The sequence below is a fragment of the Pseudoduganella rhizocola genome (assembly GCF_045984285.3).
Classification (GTDB): Bacteria; Pseudomonadota; Gammaproteobacteria; order Burkholderiales; family Burkholderiaceae_D; genus Rugamonas.
In genome coordinates, this window is the sequence record NZ_JBJQIK030000002.1 from 468,450 (window position 1) to 484,925 (window position 16,476).

A 16,476-nucleotide genomic window follows, 5' to 3' on the forward strand; every position below is an offset into this window, starting at 1 on the left:
GTCAGCGTCCTCCTTCGCGGCAGTTGGTGCGGATTGGCGCCGGCGTGGAGCCATCGTGCACGCCCGGATCGCCCGCGCCACCGAGCCCGGTGTCGCGGTGGTGCCTGCGGCGCGGCGCACCGGCCATCTTGATCGCGAGCCCGCGCAGCAGCACGTAGAACAGCGGCGTGAGGAAGAGGCCGAAGAAGGTCACGCCCAGCATGCCCGCGAACACGGCCACGCCCATCGCATGCCGCATCTCGGAACCGGCTCCGCTGGAGAATACCAGCGGCAGCACACCCATGATGAAGGCGATGGATGTCATCAGGATAGGACGCAGGCGCAGGCGGCAGGCTTCAAACGCGGCCTGCACCACGCTGCGGCCATGGTCTTCCAGTTCGCGAGCGAATTCGACGATCAGGATGGCGTTCTTCGACGCCAGCCCCACCAGCACGAACAGCGCAATCTGGGTGAACACATTGTTATCGCCATGCGTGAGCTTCACGCCCACCAGCGCGCACAGGATGGACATGGGCACGATCAGGATCACGGCCAGCGGGAGCGTCCAGCTTTCATACTGTGCCGCCAGCACGAGGAACACCAGCAGCACGCACAGCGGGAAGACGTAGACCATCGTGTTCCCCGCCAAAATCTCCTGGTAGGTCAGTTCCGTCCACTCGTAGACGATCCCCTTCGGCAGTACTTCCTTCGCAATCTTCGCCAGCGCGGCCTGGGCCTGGCCGGAGGAGATGCCGGGCGCCGGGCCGCCGTTCAGGTCCGCAGCCGTGTAGGCGTTATAGCGGTTTACCATATCGGGACCGTAGGTGTCTTTCAGGCGCATCAGCGAGGACAGCGGAATCATCTCGCCCTTGTCATTGCGCACCTTGAGCTGCGAGATCTGTTCCGGCTGCGAGCGGAACTGCGCGTCCGCCTGCACCCGCACCTGGTAGGTGCGCCCGAACTGGTTGAAGTCATTCACATACAGCGAACCGAGATTGATCTGCAAGGTCTGGTAGATGGTTGCCAGCGGCACGCCGAGCTGCTTGGCCTTGGTGCGGTCGATGTCGGCAAACAGCTGCGGCACGTTGATCTGGTAGCTGGAGAATACGCCGGCCAGTTCGGGCGTCTGCCACGCTTTCATCTGCAGCGCCTGCGTGGCCTTGTACAGCTCATCGTAGCCGAGGTTGCCCCGGTCTTCGATCATCATCTTGAAACCGCCAATGGTGCCGAGGCCATTCACCGGCGGCGGCGGGAAGACCATGATGAAGGCATCCTGCACCGCGCCCATGCGCTTGTTGATCTCTGCCGCAATGGCAGGACCGGACAACTCCTTCGAGGTGCGTTCGTGGAAGGGCTTCAGCCCGACGAATACGATGCCCGCATTCGGCGCGTTGGTGAAGCCGTTGATCGACAGGCCGGGGAAGGCGATGGAATCCATCACGCCCGGCACGTCTTTGGCGATATCGGACATGCGCCGGATCACGGCATCCGTGCGGTCCAGCGAGGCGGCATCCGGCAGCTGGGCGAAGCCGACGAGGTATTGCTTGTCCTGCGCCGGCACAAAGCCCGCAGGCACGGCACGGAACACGAAGATGGCTGCCACCGTCAGCGCGAGGTAGACGCCGATGCCCATGGTCTTCCGCACCATCACGCCTTTCACGCCGCGCGCGTAGGAATCGGAGGCGCGGTGGAAGAAGCGGTTGAACCAGGTGAAGAAGCGGCCGAACAGCTTGTCCATCAGGATGGTCAGCTTGTCCTTCGGCGCATCGTGTGCGCGCAGCAGGGCGGCCGCCAGCGCGGGCGCCAGCGTCAGCGAGCAGATCGCGGAGATCACGGTGGAGATGGCAATCGTCAGCGCGAACTGGCGGTAGAACTGGCCGGTGAGGCCGGATACGAAGGCAATCGGCACGAACACCGCGCACAGCACCAGTGCAATCGCGATAATAGGCCCGCTCACTTCGTTCATTGCCTGGATCGTGGCATCGTGCGGCGAGAGCCCGGCGGCGATATTGCGCTCCACGTTTTCCACCACCACAATGGCGTCGTCCACGACGATGCCGATCGCCAGCACGAGGCCGAACAGGGACAGCGTGTTGATCGAGAAGCCGAAGCCCAGCATCACGGCAAAGGTGCCCACAATCGAGACCGGCACCGCCAGCAGGGGAATGATGGATGCGCGCCAGGTCTGCAGGAAGACGATCACCACCAGCACCACCAGCGCCACCGCTTCCAGCAGGGTATGGATCACGGCCTTGATGGACTCTCGCACGAATTGCGTGGGGTCGTACACCACGTCGTATTCCACGCCTTCCGGGAAGTCCTTCGACAACTCGGCCAGCTTGGCCCGCACGTCGGTGGAAAGCTGCAGCGCATTGGCGCCAGGCGCCTCAAAAATGCCGATGGCCGCGGCCGATTTGTTGTTCAGCAGCGAGCGCAGGGAATAGGAGTTCGAGCCCAGCTCCACGCGCGCAATATCGCGCAGCAGCGTCACCGCGCCATCGGCATTGGTGCGCACGATGATGGCGCCGAATTCCTCGATGGATTTCAGGCGCCCCGTGGTGTTGACCGTGAGCTGGAATTCCGAACCCCTGGACGGAGAAGCACCCACCACGCCCGCCGCCACCTGCATATTCTGCTCGCGCACGGCGTTGACGACGTCGCTGGCCGTCATATTGCGCGCGGCCAGCTTCTGCGGGTCGATCCAGATGCGCATGGCGTAGTCGCCCGCGCCGAACAGCTGCACCTCGCCCATGCCGGGGATGCGCGCCAGCTGGTCCTTCACATTCAGCACAGCGTAGTTGCGCAGGTAGACATCGTCATAGCGTCCGTTGGGCGATACGAGGTGGGCCACCATGGTCAGGTTGGGCGAGGACTTCACGGTCGTTACGCCGATCTGCCGAACCTCTTCCGGCAGGCGCGGAATGGCGCGCTGCACGCGGTTCTGCACCTGGGTTTCGGCCTGTTCCGCATTGGTGCCGATCTTGAAGGTCACGGTCAGCGCCAGCGAGCCGTCGGAGGTGGCCTTGGAGTCCATGTACAGCATGTTCTCGACGCCGTTGATCTGCTCTTCCAGCGGCGCGGCCACCGTTTCCGCGATCACTTTCGGATTCGCGCCCGGATACTGGGCACGCACCACCACGGATGGCGGCACCACTTCCGGATACTCGGAAACAGGCAGCTCGATGATCGAGATCAGCCCGCCCACGAAGATGATGATGGACAGGACCGCCGCGAAGATGGGCTTGTCGACAAAGAAGCGGGAGAAGTTCATGGTCAGCCTTTCTTCGCCGGCGCAGGCGCATCAGGATCGGCATCCATCGGCACCAGCTGCGGCGCCAGCGGCGCGCCGGGACGCACGCGCTGCAGGCCGGAGACCACGATCTTCTCGCCCGGCTTCAGTCCATCGCGCACCACGCGCAGGCCGTCGATGCTGGGGCCCAGCACCACCGGGCGGTATTCGGCCTTGTTGTCCCTGGCCACCACGAACACGAACTTGCGGTTCTGGTCCGTGCCGACGGCGCGGTCATGGATCAGCACGGCGGACGATGCGCCGGGCTGGGCGCTGCCGCCCGCCACCTGCACGCGTGCGAACAGGCCGGGCACCAGGGTTTTGTCGGCATTGGCAAAGGTGGCGCGCATGCGCACGCTGCCCGTTGCGGGATCGAGCCGGTTGTCGACAAATTCCAGCTTGCCTTCATGCGGGAAGCCGGTTTCGTTGGCGAGGCCGATGCGCACCGTTACGGGCCGGTTCTGCTGCGCTTGCCGTCGTACGCGCAGGTAGGCGTCCTCGTCGCCATCGAAGCTGGCGTAGATGCGGTCGGTCGACACGACCGATGTGAGCACGGCGTTCTGGTCCACCAGGTTGCCCACGGTGATCTCGGCCTTGCTCACGCGGCCATCGATGGGCGATACCACGCGCGTATAGGCGAGGTTCAGCCTAGCCGTTTCCACGGCAGCCTGCGCCGAGCGCGCGGAGGCGTCCAGTTCCTTCAGCCCTGCGGAACGTTCATCGAATTCGCGCTGCGCAATGGCCTTGTCGGCCAGCAGGCGTTCGGCGCGCGTGAGTTCCACTTTCGCCAGTCCGGCGCGCGCGTTGGCGGAACTGGCATTGCCCTCGGCCCGGTTAAGTTCCGCCTGGTAGGGCCGCGCGTCAATCGTGAACAGCACGTCGCCCTTGCGCACCAGGCCGCCGGGCGTGAAGTTGACCGAGGTGATATAGCCGGGCACGCGCGGGCGGATCTCGACACGCTCAATTGCTTCCAGGCGGCCCGAGAACTCCTGCGTTTCGACGACTTCCTTCTGCAGCACGGCTGCGGCGGAGACCGGCGCCCCTGCGCCTGGAGGCGGTGCGCCTTCCTTGCTGCCAGCCTGCTTGCAGGCGGCCAGCGGCAACAGGGCCGCCACGGCGATAACGGAAAGCAGGATTGGATGCGGCTTGTTCATTGCATTGCCCTTCAAAGAATTGATCCGGGAGAGCGAGCGCGAGCCGTCCGCTCATAGCTTTTGTCAATTCAGTGTAAGGGCGGGGATTGGGAGGCACATCTCCCAAAAGTGGAGGGGGCGCCGGTACTGCGATGCTGGCGCCTGGCATTGCGGAGGGTTGGTCCTGCTTAGTGCACAGACGCGGAAGAAAGCTCCTTCAGCTCCTTGATGCTCATGTCCGATTTCTCGTGCATGCGCAGCAGGATGGTGGCGCCGACCGCCAGTTTGCGGTGGCGGATCTTGCTGATGATGGGAGGCTGCACTTCCAGCACCCGGCACAGCTCCGCGTCGTTCTTGAGGTTCATACGCTCGATCAGCGTATCCAGAAGCTTGTTGGGAACGAAGCTCGATGGTTCCATCGCGCGCGCCCGGTTCATCGCTTCGATTAATTCCAGTTTTTTCTGCCTCACGCTCATTTGCCCCTCCCTTATAAAAAGTTGCAAGCCAGAAGATTGTCTAAGTACTTGATAACGTGCAATAAAAACATGCTTTATAACTAAGCAAGTTATCTAAATAATACTACGGGTATTAAAATTTTGAGCGCCAAATCGCAAAAAATATTGGATTTTATTGCGCGGACGGCTTGACGGAAGGAGCGGGCAGCAAGCCGTCCTTGCCAAGGATGAGCGTGGAATCGGCCATGGCTGCGGCTGCTACCGAATGCGTGACCATGATGGTGCAGGCGCCGCTGCTGCGGATTTCCTGTTGCAGCAGTAACAGGATCTGGTGTGCGGTATCGGGATCGAGGTTGCCGGTGGGTTCATCGGCGAGCACCAGGGCAGGCCGGTGCACCAGCGCGCGGGCGATGGCGACCCGCTGCAGTTCGCCGCCCGACAGCTGGTGCGGATAATCGGCTTCGCGGCCTTTCAGGCCGACCGCGGACAGCATGTCGGCCGCGCGCTGCTGCGGCAAACCGTTGAGCAGCAGCGGCAGCGCCACGTTCTGCAGCAGGTTCAGGTGGGGCAGCACGTGGAAGGCCTGGAAGATGAAGCCCATCCGTTCGCGGCGCAGCCGCGTGGCCGCGTCGTCGTCCAGCGAGGACATGGCGATGCCGTCCACGATGACCGGCGCTTCGGCGGGGTTGTCGGGATGGTCGAGACCCGCAACAAGGTTGAGCAGCGTGGACTTGCCGACGCCGGAGTCGCCCATGATGGCAATGAATTCGCCGGCGCGGAAGCTGTGCGACAGCTCGGCCAGCACGCGCTTGCCGCCATAGGATTTGCTGAGCCGGCGCAGTTCGAGCATGGCCGTCATCGGGTGAGTGCGCGCCGCATGGCGAAACTGATGCCGTCCACCAGCGCCACCAGCAGCAGCATGGCGAGGATGACGGTGGCCGCTTTCTGCATCTGGAACAGGGACAGGTGGTATTTGAGCATCTGCCCCAGTCCGCCCGCACCCACCACGCCCAGCACGGCGGCGGCGCGGATATTGTTCTCCCAGCGGTACAGGGTGTAGGACACCATCTGCGGCAGGGTTTGCGGCAGCGTGGCGTAGAAGAAGGCGGCCATCGGCGAGGCGCCGTTGATGCGCAGGCTCTGTTCCGGCTGCAGCGGCGCATTTTCCAGCGCGTCCGCGAACAGGCGGCCCAGCACGCCGGCCGTGTGCGCGGCCAGCGCCAGCGTGCCCGCGAAGGGACCAAGGCCCGCCGCGATCAGCAGCACCGAGGCCCACACCAGTTCAGGGATTGAACGCAGTACGTTCAGCACAGCGCGCACGGCGCCGCGCAGCGGCCTGCCGAAGCGGCCTGCCGCGGGAATCGCCAGCAGCATGCCGCCGGCCACGGCGAGCAGGGTGCCGAGCGCGGACATGGACAGCGTTTCGGCCGTGGCCCAGGCGGTTTTGCTGAGGAAGCCGGTACGGAGTTCCGGCGGCGCGAAACCGCCGATAAATTCGCTGACGCTGTTCACGGCGTCGAGCGTAAAGAATGCGGCAAATTGCAAGGGCAAGGTGGCGAAGCTGGCAATGGCCAGCAGCAGCAGGCCAAGGCCCAGCAGGGGCGCGGTCCAGCTGCGCTGCGGCGGTGCGGGCATCCGGCTCATCCCAGCTTTCTCCTCAACATTTTCGAGACCACGTCGGCCAGCGCCACCAGCAGCACGAACACGATCAGCATGGAGCACACTTCGCCGCCCGCCAGCATCTTCATCGATTCATCCATGCGCTGGCCAAGGCCGCCCGCGCCCACGAAGCCCATGACCACGGAGCCGCGGATGGCGCACTCCCAGCGGTACATGGTGTAGGACACCAGTTCGGACGTCGCTTCCGGCAGCGCGCCGTAAAACAATGCCGCAAGACGCCCGCTGCCATTGGCCAGCAGCGTATCGGTGGCGTGGTGTTCGGAGGACTCCAGGATCTCGGCGTACACCTTGCCCAGCATGCCCGCATAAGTGAGGGCAATGGCCAGCACGCCGGCCGTGGGGCCGAGGCCGATGATGCGCACGAAGAGCAGGGCCCACACCAGCTCCGGCACGCTGCGCAGCAGGATCAGCAGCCAGCGCACGGCCTGGCGCACAAGGCGCGGCAGCAGTGCGATGCGGCCGGTGCCGAGGCGCGACACCGACAGGCGCTCGGTGACGATCAGCGTGGCGGGAATGGCGCCCAGCAGGGCCAGCGCGAGGCCGGCGGTGGCAATGGCCACGGTCTGCCAGGTTTCGCGCAGCAGCAGCATGAGGAATTCCGGCGAATGCGCAGGCGGCAGGAAGTCCGCCAGGAAGCGGCCGGTGGCGCTCAGGCTCTGCCAGTCGAACAGGATGGACGGATGGAACTCGCTCGTCACCACCATCGGCCACAGCACGATGAGGGCGAGCACCGTCAGCGTGACCCGGCCGCGCCAGGCGGGGTCGGGATGGCGTTCGGAATAGGCTACGGCAGGAACGTTGTGCATGCGGCTTAGAGGCAGGCGCCAACGGCCAGTTTCGCCGGCAGATGGTCTGGATGTTCCGAGTTTGCAGGCGGTTTCTCGCCCAGATAGAGCTCGTCGATCATGGCAGGCGTGACCTGTTCGCGCGGCAGGTCGAACACCACGCGGCCATCCTTGAGCGCCACGATGCGCGGGAAGTTGGCCAGCGCCAGCTCCACCTGGTGCAGGCTGCACACCAGCGCGGCATTGCGTGCCCCCGCTTCCTGCTGCAGCGTGGCCAGCGTGAGCTGGGACAGCGCGGGATCGAGGGCGGACAGCGGTTCGTCCACCAGCAGCGCCTGCGCCGAGGACAGCAGCAGCCGCGCCAGGCCGCAGCGCTGGCGTTCGCCGCCGGACAGGCGGTCCACGCGGCTATACAGCTTGTCGCCGAGGTTGAAACGGGACAGGGCCTTGAAGGCCGCTTCCGGATCGGCCGGTTTGAACAGCGATACCAGTGCGCGCCACAGGCTCCAGTGCGGCAGGCGCGCCGCCAGCACGGCCGTCACCACGCGCTGCCGCGGCGGCAGCGGCGGCGTTTGCGGCGCCAGGAAGAGGCGTGCGCGCAGGGCATGGCGTTCGCCGTCGCCCAGCGTCCACGGCTGCACGCCGAAGGCTTCGAAGCGGCCGCTGTCAGGCTTGTGGGCGCAGGCCAGCGTCGCCAGCAACGTGGTCTTGCCCGCGCCCGAAGGGCCGATCAGCGCAAGCTGTTCGCCCTCGGCGATCTGCAGCGTAACATCCTGCAGCGCAAAGGCGCGGGTGCCGCCCTGGTGGCGCGCGGACAGGCCTTGCAGCCGGTAGACGGTTTGCGGCATCGATTACTTCTTCAGCAGGCCCGCGTTCTTTGCGGCGGCTTCGATGGCGGTGTAGTTTTCGGCCTTGGTTGGAATGAACTTGCTGGCGCGCTGCAGGTCCAGGATGGCCTTGCCTTCAGGCGTGCCGGCATCCAGCGCCAGGAAGGCGTCGGTGATCTTCTTCTTCAGGGCCGCAGGCATGTCGGCACGCACGGTCCAGTTGTAATCGTAGTAGCCCGGGGTCGTGTAGAACACGCGCACTACGTTCGGATCGACCTTTTTCTCGGCCACCAGTTTTTCCCACACCGAGATATTCAGTGCGCCCGCGTCGACCTTGCCGCCCGAAACGGCAGCCACGGTGGCGTCGTGCGCGCCGGAGAAGGCGATGCGTTTCAGGTCGCTGTCCGGATCGATGTTGGCGGCCAGCAGGAAGGAACGCGGCATCAGGTGGCCGGAGGTGGAGGACTCGGAACCGAAGCTCAGGGTCTTGCCCTTCAGGTCATTCAGACTGTTGATGGATTTGGAGGTGGTGATGAAGACCGAGCGGAATTTTTCGTCTTCCGCGCGCTGTACCAGTGGCACTACCTGCCCCTTGCTGCGCTCCTTCGCCTGCACGAAGGTAAAGCCGCCGAACCACACCATGTCCAGCTTGTTGTTGATCAGGCCTTCCACCGAGGCGGCATAGTCGGTCACGGGCGTGAACTCGACCTTCATGTTCAGTTTCTTCTCCAGGTATTCGCCCAGCGGCTTGAACTTGCGCTGCAGTTCGGTCGGCGCTTCGTCCGGAATGGCGGAAACGCGCAGCACCTGCTGAGCAAACGATTGGGCGGATGCCAGCACGAGGCCGGCCGCGATCAGGGACTTGATGACGCGCAGAGAGGAAAATTTCATGTGTTTTTGGACGTTTATTGTTGAGAAGTTAAGGGATGCGCACCGCTGGGCGAGCGAAAACCCGAAATGCGGGAATCAGCTATGATAATAACAAAAGTGCTATTGGAGACTGTATGTCACTGACCCGCAACGCGGCGATTCGCGTCGTTTCGCCAGAGCCAACCGATCTTCCACTCGGCATTGCGCATGGCGACCAGGCCACCGTCGCGGAGCTGACAGCCGGTCTGCTCGCGCCTGAAGCGTCCACTTCGCCCAAGTATCTGTATGACAGCCTTGGGTCGAAGCTGTTCGAAGCCATTTGCGAACTCCCCGAGTATTATCCCACAAGGACGGAAGCGGCGATCTTCGCCCGCCACGGCGCCGACATGGCGCGGCGCATCGGCACGCGCGGCACGCTGATCGACCTCGGCGCCGGCAATTGCGCCAAGGCGGCCAGCCTGTTCCCGCTGCTGGAACCCAAGCAGTATGTGCCCATCGATATTTCGCGCGATTTCCTGAACGAGGCGGTGAGCCGCCTGCGCCAGCGTTTTCCGCAGATCATGATGGAGCCGCTGGCGCTCGACCTGTCCGGCGAGTTCCGGCTGCCGGGCAGTGTGCGCAGTGCCGCCCGCACCTTCTTCTATCCGGGTTCCTCGATCGGCAATTTTGCGCCGCATGCTGCCATCGCCTTCCTGCGCCAGGTGCGCGAGAACTGCGGCGCGGACGGCGGCCTGCTGATCGGCGTGGACCTCATCAAGGACAGCACCGTGCTGGATGAGGCCTATGACGACGCCATCGGCGTCACGGCGGCCTTCAACCTGAACATGCTGCGCCACCTGAACCACCTGCTGGGCGCCGACTTCGACGTGCGCCAGTGGGCCCATGTGGCCTTCTTCAACGCCGAAGAGAGCCGCATCGAGATGCACCTCGAAGCGCGCCGCGCGCTTACGGTGCGCTGGCAGGAGGGCGAACGCCATTTCGCGCGCGGTGAACGCATTCATACCGAAGACAGCTACAAATACACGGCGGACAGTTTCGCCAGCCTGCTGAAGGATGCCGGCTTCGCCGTGCAGGATGTGTGGACCGACGACGCCGGCTGGTTTGCCGTCATGCACGCCAAGGCCTGCAGCGAGTAAGCCCATGCATATGCACGATACGGGCTTGTGGGCAGCGCGCTACCAGTCGGTGCGCCAGCAGTCGCTGGCGATTGCGGCGCCGCTCTCGGACGAGGACTGCGGCGCCCAGTCGATGCCGGATGCGAGCCCCATCAAGTGGCACCTGGCGCACACCACATGGTTCTTCGAAACCTTTATCCTGGAACGGCTGGAGCCGGGCTTCGCGCCCTTCCACCAGGCCTTCCGCGTGCTGTTCAATTCCTATTACAACGGCGTGGGCGACAAGCACCCGCGCCCGCAGCGCGGCCTGCTCACGCGGCCCGCGATGGCGCAGGTGCGCGACTACCGCGCCAATGTGGATGCGCGCATGGTCGCCTTGCTCGGCCGTGCGCTGGACGATGCGGCGCGCACGCAGCTGATTGCGCTGCTCACGCTGGGGCTCGAACACGAACAGCAGCACCAGGAGCTGATGCTGACCGACGTGAAGCACTTGCTGGCGCAGAATGCGCTGCAGCCGGAGTACCTGGCGGCCGGGTTGCCGCCGGCGCCCGCCGCCGCGCCGCTGGTCTGGCTGCCGTTCGAAGGAGGCATGTGCGATATCGGCTACGCGGGCAGCGGCTTCTGTTTCGACAACGAGCTGCCGCAACACCCGCAGTATGTGGCGCCATTCAGCCTTGCATCGCGGCTGGTGACGAACCGCGAATACCTGGCCTTCATCGAAGACGGCGGCTACCGCAACGCGGCGCTATGGCTGGCCGAGGGCTGGGACTGGATCCGCGCACAGGGCATCGAAGCGCCGCTGTACTGGCGCGGCAAGGAAGAGTTCACGCTGATGGGACAGCAGGCGCTGGACCTGGAGCGGCCCGTTACGCATATCTCGCTGTTTGAAGCGGATGCCTACGCCAACTGGGCAGGTGCACGGCTGCCGACGGAAGCGGAATGGGAACTGGCCGCACGCCACGAAGCGCGCGAACCGGGAGCGGCCGCAGGGCTGCCGCATCCGGGCGAGCCGGTATCGGCGGAAGAGGGCGGGCTGCAGCAGCTGTTCTGCCATTGCTGGCAATGGACCAGCAGCAGCTATGCGCCATACCCCGGCTTCAAACCGGCGGCAGGCGCAATCGGGGAATACAACGGCAAGTTCATGGTGAACCAGTATGTGCTGCGCGGCTCGTCCTGCGTTACGCCGGCCGGCCACGCGCGGGCCAGTTACCGCAACTTCTTCCCATCGTCGGCGCGCTGGCAGTTCACGGGGATCCGCCTCGCGCGCCAGCCCTGATCAGGCAGCGACCTGTTTTGCCGGCGCCGCCGCCGCTTCCTTCTGCGCCAGCTGGCGGTTCACGGCGCTCAGCACGGCCTTGAACGAAGCGGTGACGATATTGCTGTCGATGCCCGCACCGAACAGGGTCGGGCCGTTCTCCAGGCGCAGTTCCACGTAGCAGGCCGCCTTGGCGTTGGCGCCGTGGCCGATGGCGTGTTCGTGGTAGTCCATCAGCTTGATGTCCAGGCCCAGCGCGTCCACGAAGGCGTCGATCGGGCCGTTGCCTCCGCCCTGCAGCGACATTGGCGACTGGCGGTGCATCAGCGCGATATCGATCTGCACCGGCTCGTCGCTGGTGGTGTCTTCCACCATCTTGTGCGAGCCATAGGCATACGGCGAAGTCTGCGCCAGGTATTCCTGCTCGAAGATCTCGTAGATGCCTTCCGACGTGATTTCCAGGCCGGTCTGGTCGGCCACGCGCTGTACGGCGCGGCTGAATTCAATCTGCAGGCGGCGCGGCAGCACCAGGCCGTAGTCCTGTTCCAGCAGGTAGGCCATGCCGCCCTTGCCGGACTGGCTGTTCACGCGGATCACGGCGTCGTAGCTGCGGCCAAGGTCGGCCGGGTCGATCGGCAGGTAAGGGATCTCCCATGGCGCGTCCGGCTGCTGCTTGGCGAAGCCCTTCTTGATGGCGTCCTGGTGCGAGCCGGAGAAGGCGGTGAATACCAGGTCGCCCACATAAGGATGGCGCGGATGCACCGGCAGCTGGTTGCACTCTTCCACCACCTTGCGCACCGAGTCGATATCGGAGAAATCGAGGCCGGGGTGCACGCCTTGCGTGTACAGGTTGAGCGCGAGCGTCACCAGGTCCACATTGCCGGTGCGTTCGCCGTTGCCGAACAGGCAGCCTTCCACGCGCTCGGCGCCGGCCATCACGGCCAGTTCGGCGGCGGCGATGCCGGTGCCGCGGTCATTGTGCGGGTGCACGCTGATGATGATGGAGTCGCGGCGTTCCAGCTTGCGCGACATCCATTCGATCTGGTCGGCGTAGACGTTCGGCGTGCTGCATTCCACCGTGGCGGGCAGGTTGACGATCATTTTCTTCTGCGGCGTCGGCTGCCAGATGGCGGAGACGGCGTCCACGATATGTTTGGAGAAGTCCAGTTCCGTGGTGGAGAAGGATTCCGGCGTGTATTCGAAAGTCCAGTCGGTGTCAGGATGCCGGGCCAGCAGTTCCTTTACCAGCTTGGTGCCGGTGGTGGCGATATTGGTGATCTCTTCGCGCGACATGCCGAACACCACCTTGCGGAACACCGGCGCCACCGAGTTATACAGGTGGATGGTGGCGCGCTTCGCACCGACGCAGGATTCCACGGTGCGGCGGATCAGCTCTTCGCGCGACTGGGTCAGCACGATGATGGTCACGTCGTCCGGAATGCGGTTCTCTTCGATCAGCGTGCGCACGAAATCGAAATCGGTCTGCGAGGCGGAAGGGAAGCCCACTTCGATCTCTTTCAGGCCGGTCTTGATCAGCAGGTCGAAGAAGCGCAGCTTTTTCTCGATGCTCATCGGCTCGATCAGCGCCTGGTTGCCGTCGCGCAGGTCGGTGCTCATCCAGATCGGCGGCTTGCTGATCACCTGGTTCGGCCAGGTGCGGTCATTCAGTTGGACGGTCGGGTAGGCGCGGTATTTGGCGGCCGGGTTCTGCAACATCATGGTGGACTCCTGAAGTCTTCAAAATTTTTGGAAATCGGTGGGCGCGAGGCGCCGGATTGCGTGTGGCGAGGGGCTGCCTGATGGGCCACGGGGCGCTAGACCAGGCAACCGGTCGCTAGCAATAGCGATAGCCGCAGGGTTGGGGCAAACAGGCGGGAAGCCGTCGTCAACATCGGTGCAATCTTTCCTGGATTTTGGGACTTTGCCGGCTTGTGGCCGACGCGGGGTGCTACAGATACAGCGGGAAAATCAGGCGCGTGCTAGTAGTAGCGCCACCTTGGATAGGGCGCTTAGCAGGAAAGCGGATAGGTGCAGATGCGAGAACATTACACAAATGTACGGGACGAAGTTCCGGACTGTCAAGAGAAAAGTGCAGGACATGGCTGTGAAATACTGTCAACAGCCACATCTACAGGCATCGCTGCCTACTTATAGTCGGCGACTCGATGAATTTCGCCGGTCTGCCGGTCGTACAGGTAGGCCTTTTTCAGTTGCAGCATAATGACGTCGCCAACTGCTTCAAAATCTACCGGGAGGCTGACGGTTGGCGCCTGAGAATAGGAATATTTGAGCAAATACGGTGCCGATAGTTGCCCCACATAGATGAGACCAAGATTTTTTCTTGCTGCTGGCGCTTTATCTGCTTCGATCTGCATATGGATTTCTGCACGGCCTGGCTCGAATTTAAGGTTCTTGAAGCCGATGGCGCAAACTTTGGCTCTGGTGCGTGTCACGTCCGACTTACGGCCATAAATGTTTTCAGCGACATAGGAGTCCACATTCCGTTCAAGCAGGTCAATAACCGCCGATGCGATGGACTGCCCGCCGGACATGATTTCTGAACTCGGACTCATGCTGAAGTAGACCGATAGAACTTTCGCGTCCGCGTCGTACTCTGAGGAGATGGAGGCATGACGCGTGGCCTCGAATGAAACGATGCTCGATGCCGTGATAGACCCGGCCAGATTCGCCGTCCTTATCTGTTCGAGCCGTTGCGCGTATGCCGCGCTGGTTTCGTATTCCCCCTTCGCCCCATTCAAGGCCCTCAGTGGAATAAGCAGCTGTTCGCAGCTGTTTCCTTTAAAGTCGGGGAGTGCCTGAAGATGCTCGTCAAATGGAATTTGCGAGAACCGAGTGGCCGAATTGATTTGGGGCGCGAGATCTGATCCTGCTGGCGTAAGGCGTTCCGCATCCATTTGCGCATGGGTGTCAGCGGATATGGCAAACGCTCCCAGCAGGGTGATGAAAAGTGGCCGATAAACCATTGTAAAGGACAGTTTTGCTGTAGTCATTCGTACCCGTCCTTACACGGCGACTTGTACCCGAGGGGCACCTGCTGCCATTTCGCCGATGACGGCGGCGTGGGCGAAGCCTTCGCGGGCGAACAGGGCGAGCACTTCGTCCACGGCGGACGGATCGCAGGACACCAGCAGGCCGCCCGAGGTTTGCGGATCGGTCAGCAGGGTGTGCTGGGCCGGCGTGATGTTCGGTGAGAGCTGCACATCGCTGCCGTAGGCGGCCCAGTTGCGGCCGGAGGCGCCGGTGAAGAAGCCGTCATGCGCCAGCTGTTCGACGCCCGGCAGCAGCGGAATCTGCGACATGTTCAGGCGCGCCGTCAGCTTCGCGCCGCGCGCCAGTTCCAGCAGGTGGCCCAGCAGGCCGAAGCCGGTGACGTCGGTCAGCGCATGCACGCCGGGCAGTTCGGAGAGCGCCTTGCCCGGCTTATTCAGCTTGGTGGTGTTCTCGATCATGGCCTTGTAGCCTTCCGCGCCCAGCACATCCTTTTTCAGCGCCGCCGACAGCACGCCCACGCCCAGCGGCTTGCCGAGAATGAGCACATCGCCTGCTTTTGCATCCGCATTGCGCTTCACTTTCGATGGATGCACGAGGCCCATCACCACCAGGCCGTAAATCGGTTCCACGGAATCGATGGTATGGCCGCCGGCAATCGGGATGCCCGCTTCCGCGCAGATCGATTCGCCGCCCTTGATGATCTGGCCGATGGTTTCGATCGGCAGTTTGTTGACCGGCATGCCGACCAGCGCCAGCGCCATGATCGGCGTGCCGCCCATGGCATACACGTCGGAGATGGCATTGGTGGCGGCGATGCGGCCGAAGTCGAAGGGATCATCGACGATGGGCATGAAGAAGTCGGTGGTGGCGATCAGCGCCTGCTCGTCATTGAGCTTGTAGACGGCGGCATCGTCTGCCGTTTCGATCCCCACCAGCAGCTCTTTCGGCACCGGGAAGCCGTTCGTGTTCTTCAGGATCTCGGACAGCACGCCCGGCGCAATCTTGCAGCCGCAGCCGCCGCCGTGGGAGAAGGAGGTGAGTTTGATCGGTTCAGTGCTCATGTGGTTTCGCTGGTATCGGGTGGCGCAGTGCGCCGAAGGAGGAGATTATCCACCAAAGCGAGCAAGGCTGCCTGCTCGGCTTCAGGGGCGAAGAGGTGGGCACAGGCGGCGCATTGGGCGCGCAGGCGCTGGTGGAATGCCGCGTCGCCGATGCTGCGGCCGATCAGCCGGGCCAGTGCGGCTGCATCGCCGGTGGAGAAATAGCCTTCGTAGTCCTCGCCCAGCATGCCCCGGTTGCCCGGAATATCGCTGGCCAGCACGGGGACTCCGCTCGTTACCGCCTCGATGATGACGTTGGCGCCGCCTTCCATGCGGGAGCAGATTGCCATGGCATGGCTGCGGCGCAGTTGCTCGCGCGCCGCCTCGTGGGGCAGGGCGCCCAGCCAGCGGTAGTTGGCGCGTTCGGCTTGCGTGGCTTGCGCCGCGGCGGCGAGCGCCGGATCGAGGGCGCCGCCGATGTGGAGCAGCTGCGCATCCACCATTCCCGCCGCGCGCATGAAGGTGAGCGGATCCTTCTCGTCGCGCAGGTGGCCGACCATGGTGATGACCGGCTTGCCGGTTTGTGGCAGAGGCGCCAGCGCCGGCGCGGACTGGTAGATGACGTGCGCCTTGGCCCGTAGCTGTGGCGGCAGCTCGCTCAGCCCCGCGGGCTGCAACAGCACGAGCGCGGTCGCCGCCTGCAGCGAGTGCTGGGCGCTGGCATCGTGGCGGATGTCGCGATAGAGATCGGTTCCGGTCAGCAGCAGGATGGCAGGGCGGTCGGGGTGGCCGGCGCGAAATGCAGCCAGCGCAGCGGCCGAGCGGCGCGCGTGCAGGACGATCAGCAGGTCCGGCGCAGCGGCCATGGCGGGCGCGAACGGCGCTGCGGGCCAGCCGGCTGCGATATCGGTGTCGTAGCGCGGCGCGAGCATAGCCGCCCAGCGGCTGGCAGTGTGCCAGTTGCCGTTATTGGCTTCTGCGGTCGCCGGACTGATGATACAAATTGTTGAACGTTTCACTGCTGTGTCATCGCTAA

The 16,476-nt window shown here is 63.9% G+C and carries 14 protein-coding genes; 2 read left to right on the top strand and 12 right to left on the bottom strand.

The features are described from left to right. Position 1: 1 nt before the first annotated feature. From ACJRPG_RS05865 to ACJRPG_RS05900, 8 genes are all read right to left on the bottom strand, one after another. Positions 2-3,250: an efflux RND transporter permease subunit gene (locus ACJRPG_RS05865; protein ID WP_407999104.1), complete on the bottom strand. Its 3,249-nt coding sequence runs from the start codon at positions 3,248-3,250 to the stop codon at positions 2-4. A gap of 2 nt (positions 3,251-3,252) precedes the next feature. Then, positions 3,253-4,422 (bottom strand): efflux RND transporter periplasmic adaptor subunit, encoded by a 1,170-nt coding sequence (locus ACJRPG_RS05870; protein ID WP_407999105.1) that lies wholly within the window; start codon positions 4,420-4,422, stop codon positions 3,253-3,255. A gap of 167 nt (positions 4,423-4,589) precedes the next feature. Further along, the gene (locus ACJRPG_RS05875) at positions 4,590-4,877 is read right to left on the bottom strand and encodes a hypothetical protein (protein WP_407999106.1); all 288 of its coding nucleotides are present in this window, start codon (positions 4,875-4,877) and stop codon (positions 4,590-4,592) included. A 151-nt stretch (positions 4,878-5,028) separates the two neighbouring features. Then, a complete protein-coding gene (locus ACJRPG_RS05880) occupies positions 5,029-5,706 on the bottom strand; it encodes an ABC transporter ATP-binding protein (protein WP_407999107.1) in 678 nt (225 codons plus the stop codon). Between the two features lie 5 nt (positions 5,707-5,711). Next, on the bottom strand, positions 5,712-6,500 hold the full coding sequence (gene phnE / locus ACJRPG_RS05885; RefSeq protein WP_407999108.1) for a phosphonate ABC transporter, permease protein PhnE: 789 nt from the start codon (positions 6,498-6,500) through the stop codon (positions 5,712-5,714). Then, positions 6,497-7,342, bottom strand: a complete 846-nt coding sequence (locus ACJRPG_RS05890) for a PhnE/PtxC family ABC transporter permease (RefSeq protein ID WP_407999109.1) — start codon at positions 7,340-7,342, stop codon at positions 6,497-6,499. Before ACJRPG_RS05890 ends, phnE begins: the two co-directional genes overlap by 4 nt. Positions 7,343-7,347: 5 nt before the next feature. Continuing rightward, positions 7,348-8,169, bottom strand: coding sequence for a phosphonate ABC transporter ATP-binding protein (locus ACJRPG_RS05895; protein ID WP_407999110.1), 822 nt, complete (start codon positions 8,167-8,169; stop codon positions 7,348-7,350). Between the two features lie 3 nt (positions 8,170-8,172). After that, positions 8,173-9,039 (bottom strand): putative selenate ABC transporter substrate-binding protein, encoded by an 867-nt coding sequence (locus ACJRPG_RS05900; RefSeq protein WP_407999111.1) that lies wholly within the window; start codon positions 9,037-9,039, stop codon positions 8,173-8,175. Positions 9,040-9,152: 113 nt separating this feature from the next. Here ACJRPG_RS05900 and egtD point away from each other — a divergent pair, with 113 nt between their 5' ends. After that, entirely contained in the window at positions 9,153-10,154 is a 1,002-nt protein-coding gene (gene egtD / locus ACJRPG_RS05905) for an L-histidine N(alpha)-methyltransferase (protein WP_407999112.1), read from the top strand. A gap of 4 nt (positions 10,155-10,158) precedes the next feature. Beyond that, on the top strand, positions 10,159-11,409 hold the full coding sequence (gene egtB / locus ACJRPG_RS05910; RefSeq protein WP_407999113.1) for an ergothioneine biosynthesis protein EgtB: 1,251 nt from the start codon (positions 10,159-10,161) through the stop codon (positions 11,407-11,409). Here egtB and leuA read toward each other — a convergent pair whose 3' ends face one another. The 4 genes from leuA to senB all read right to left on the bottom strand — a co-directional run bounded on the left by leuA (position 11,410) and on the right by senB (position 16,459). Then, a complete protein-coding gene (gene leuA / locus ACJRPG_RS05915; protein ID WP_407999114.1) occupies positions 11,410-13,107 on the bottom strand; it encodes a 2-isopropylmalate synthase in 1,698 nt (565 codons plus the stop codon). A gap of 425 nt (positions 13,108-13,532) precedes the next feature. Beyond that, positions 13,533-14,399, bottom strand: coding sequence for a hypothetical protein (locus ACJRPG_RS05920; protein WP_407999115.1), 867 nt, complete (start codon positions 14,397-14,399; stop codon positions 13,533-13,535). A gap of 12 nt (positions 14,400-14,411) precedes the next feature. Further along, on the bottom strand, positions 14,412-15,461 hold the full coding sequence (gene selD, locus ACJRPG_RS05925; protein ID WP_407999116.1) for a selenide, water dikinase SelD: 1,050 nt from the start codon (positions 15,459-15,461) through the stop codon (positions 14,412-14,414). Further along, complete coding sequence (gene senB, locus ACJRPG_RS05930; protein WP_407999117.1) at positions 15,458-16,459, bottom strand: selenoneine biosynthesis selenosugar synthase SenB; 1,002 nt, start codon at positions 16,457-16,459, stop codon at positions 15,458-15,460. Before senB ends, selD begins: the two co-directional genes overlap by 4 nt. Positions 16,460-16,476 lie beyond the last annotated feature (17 nt).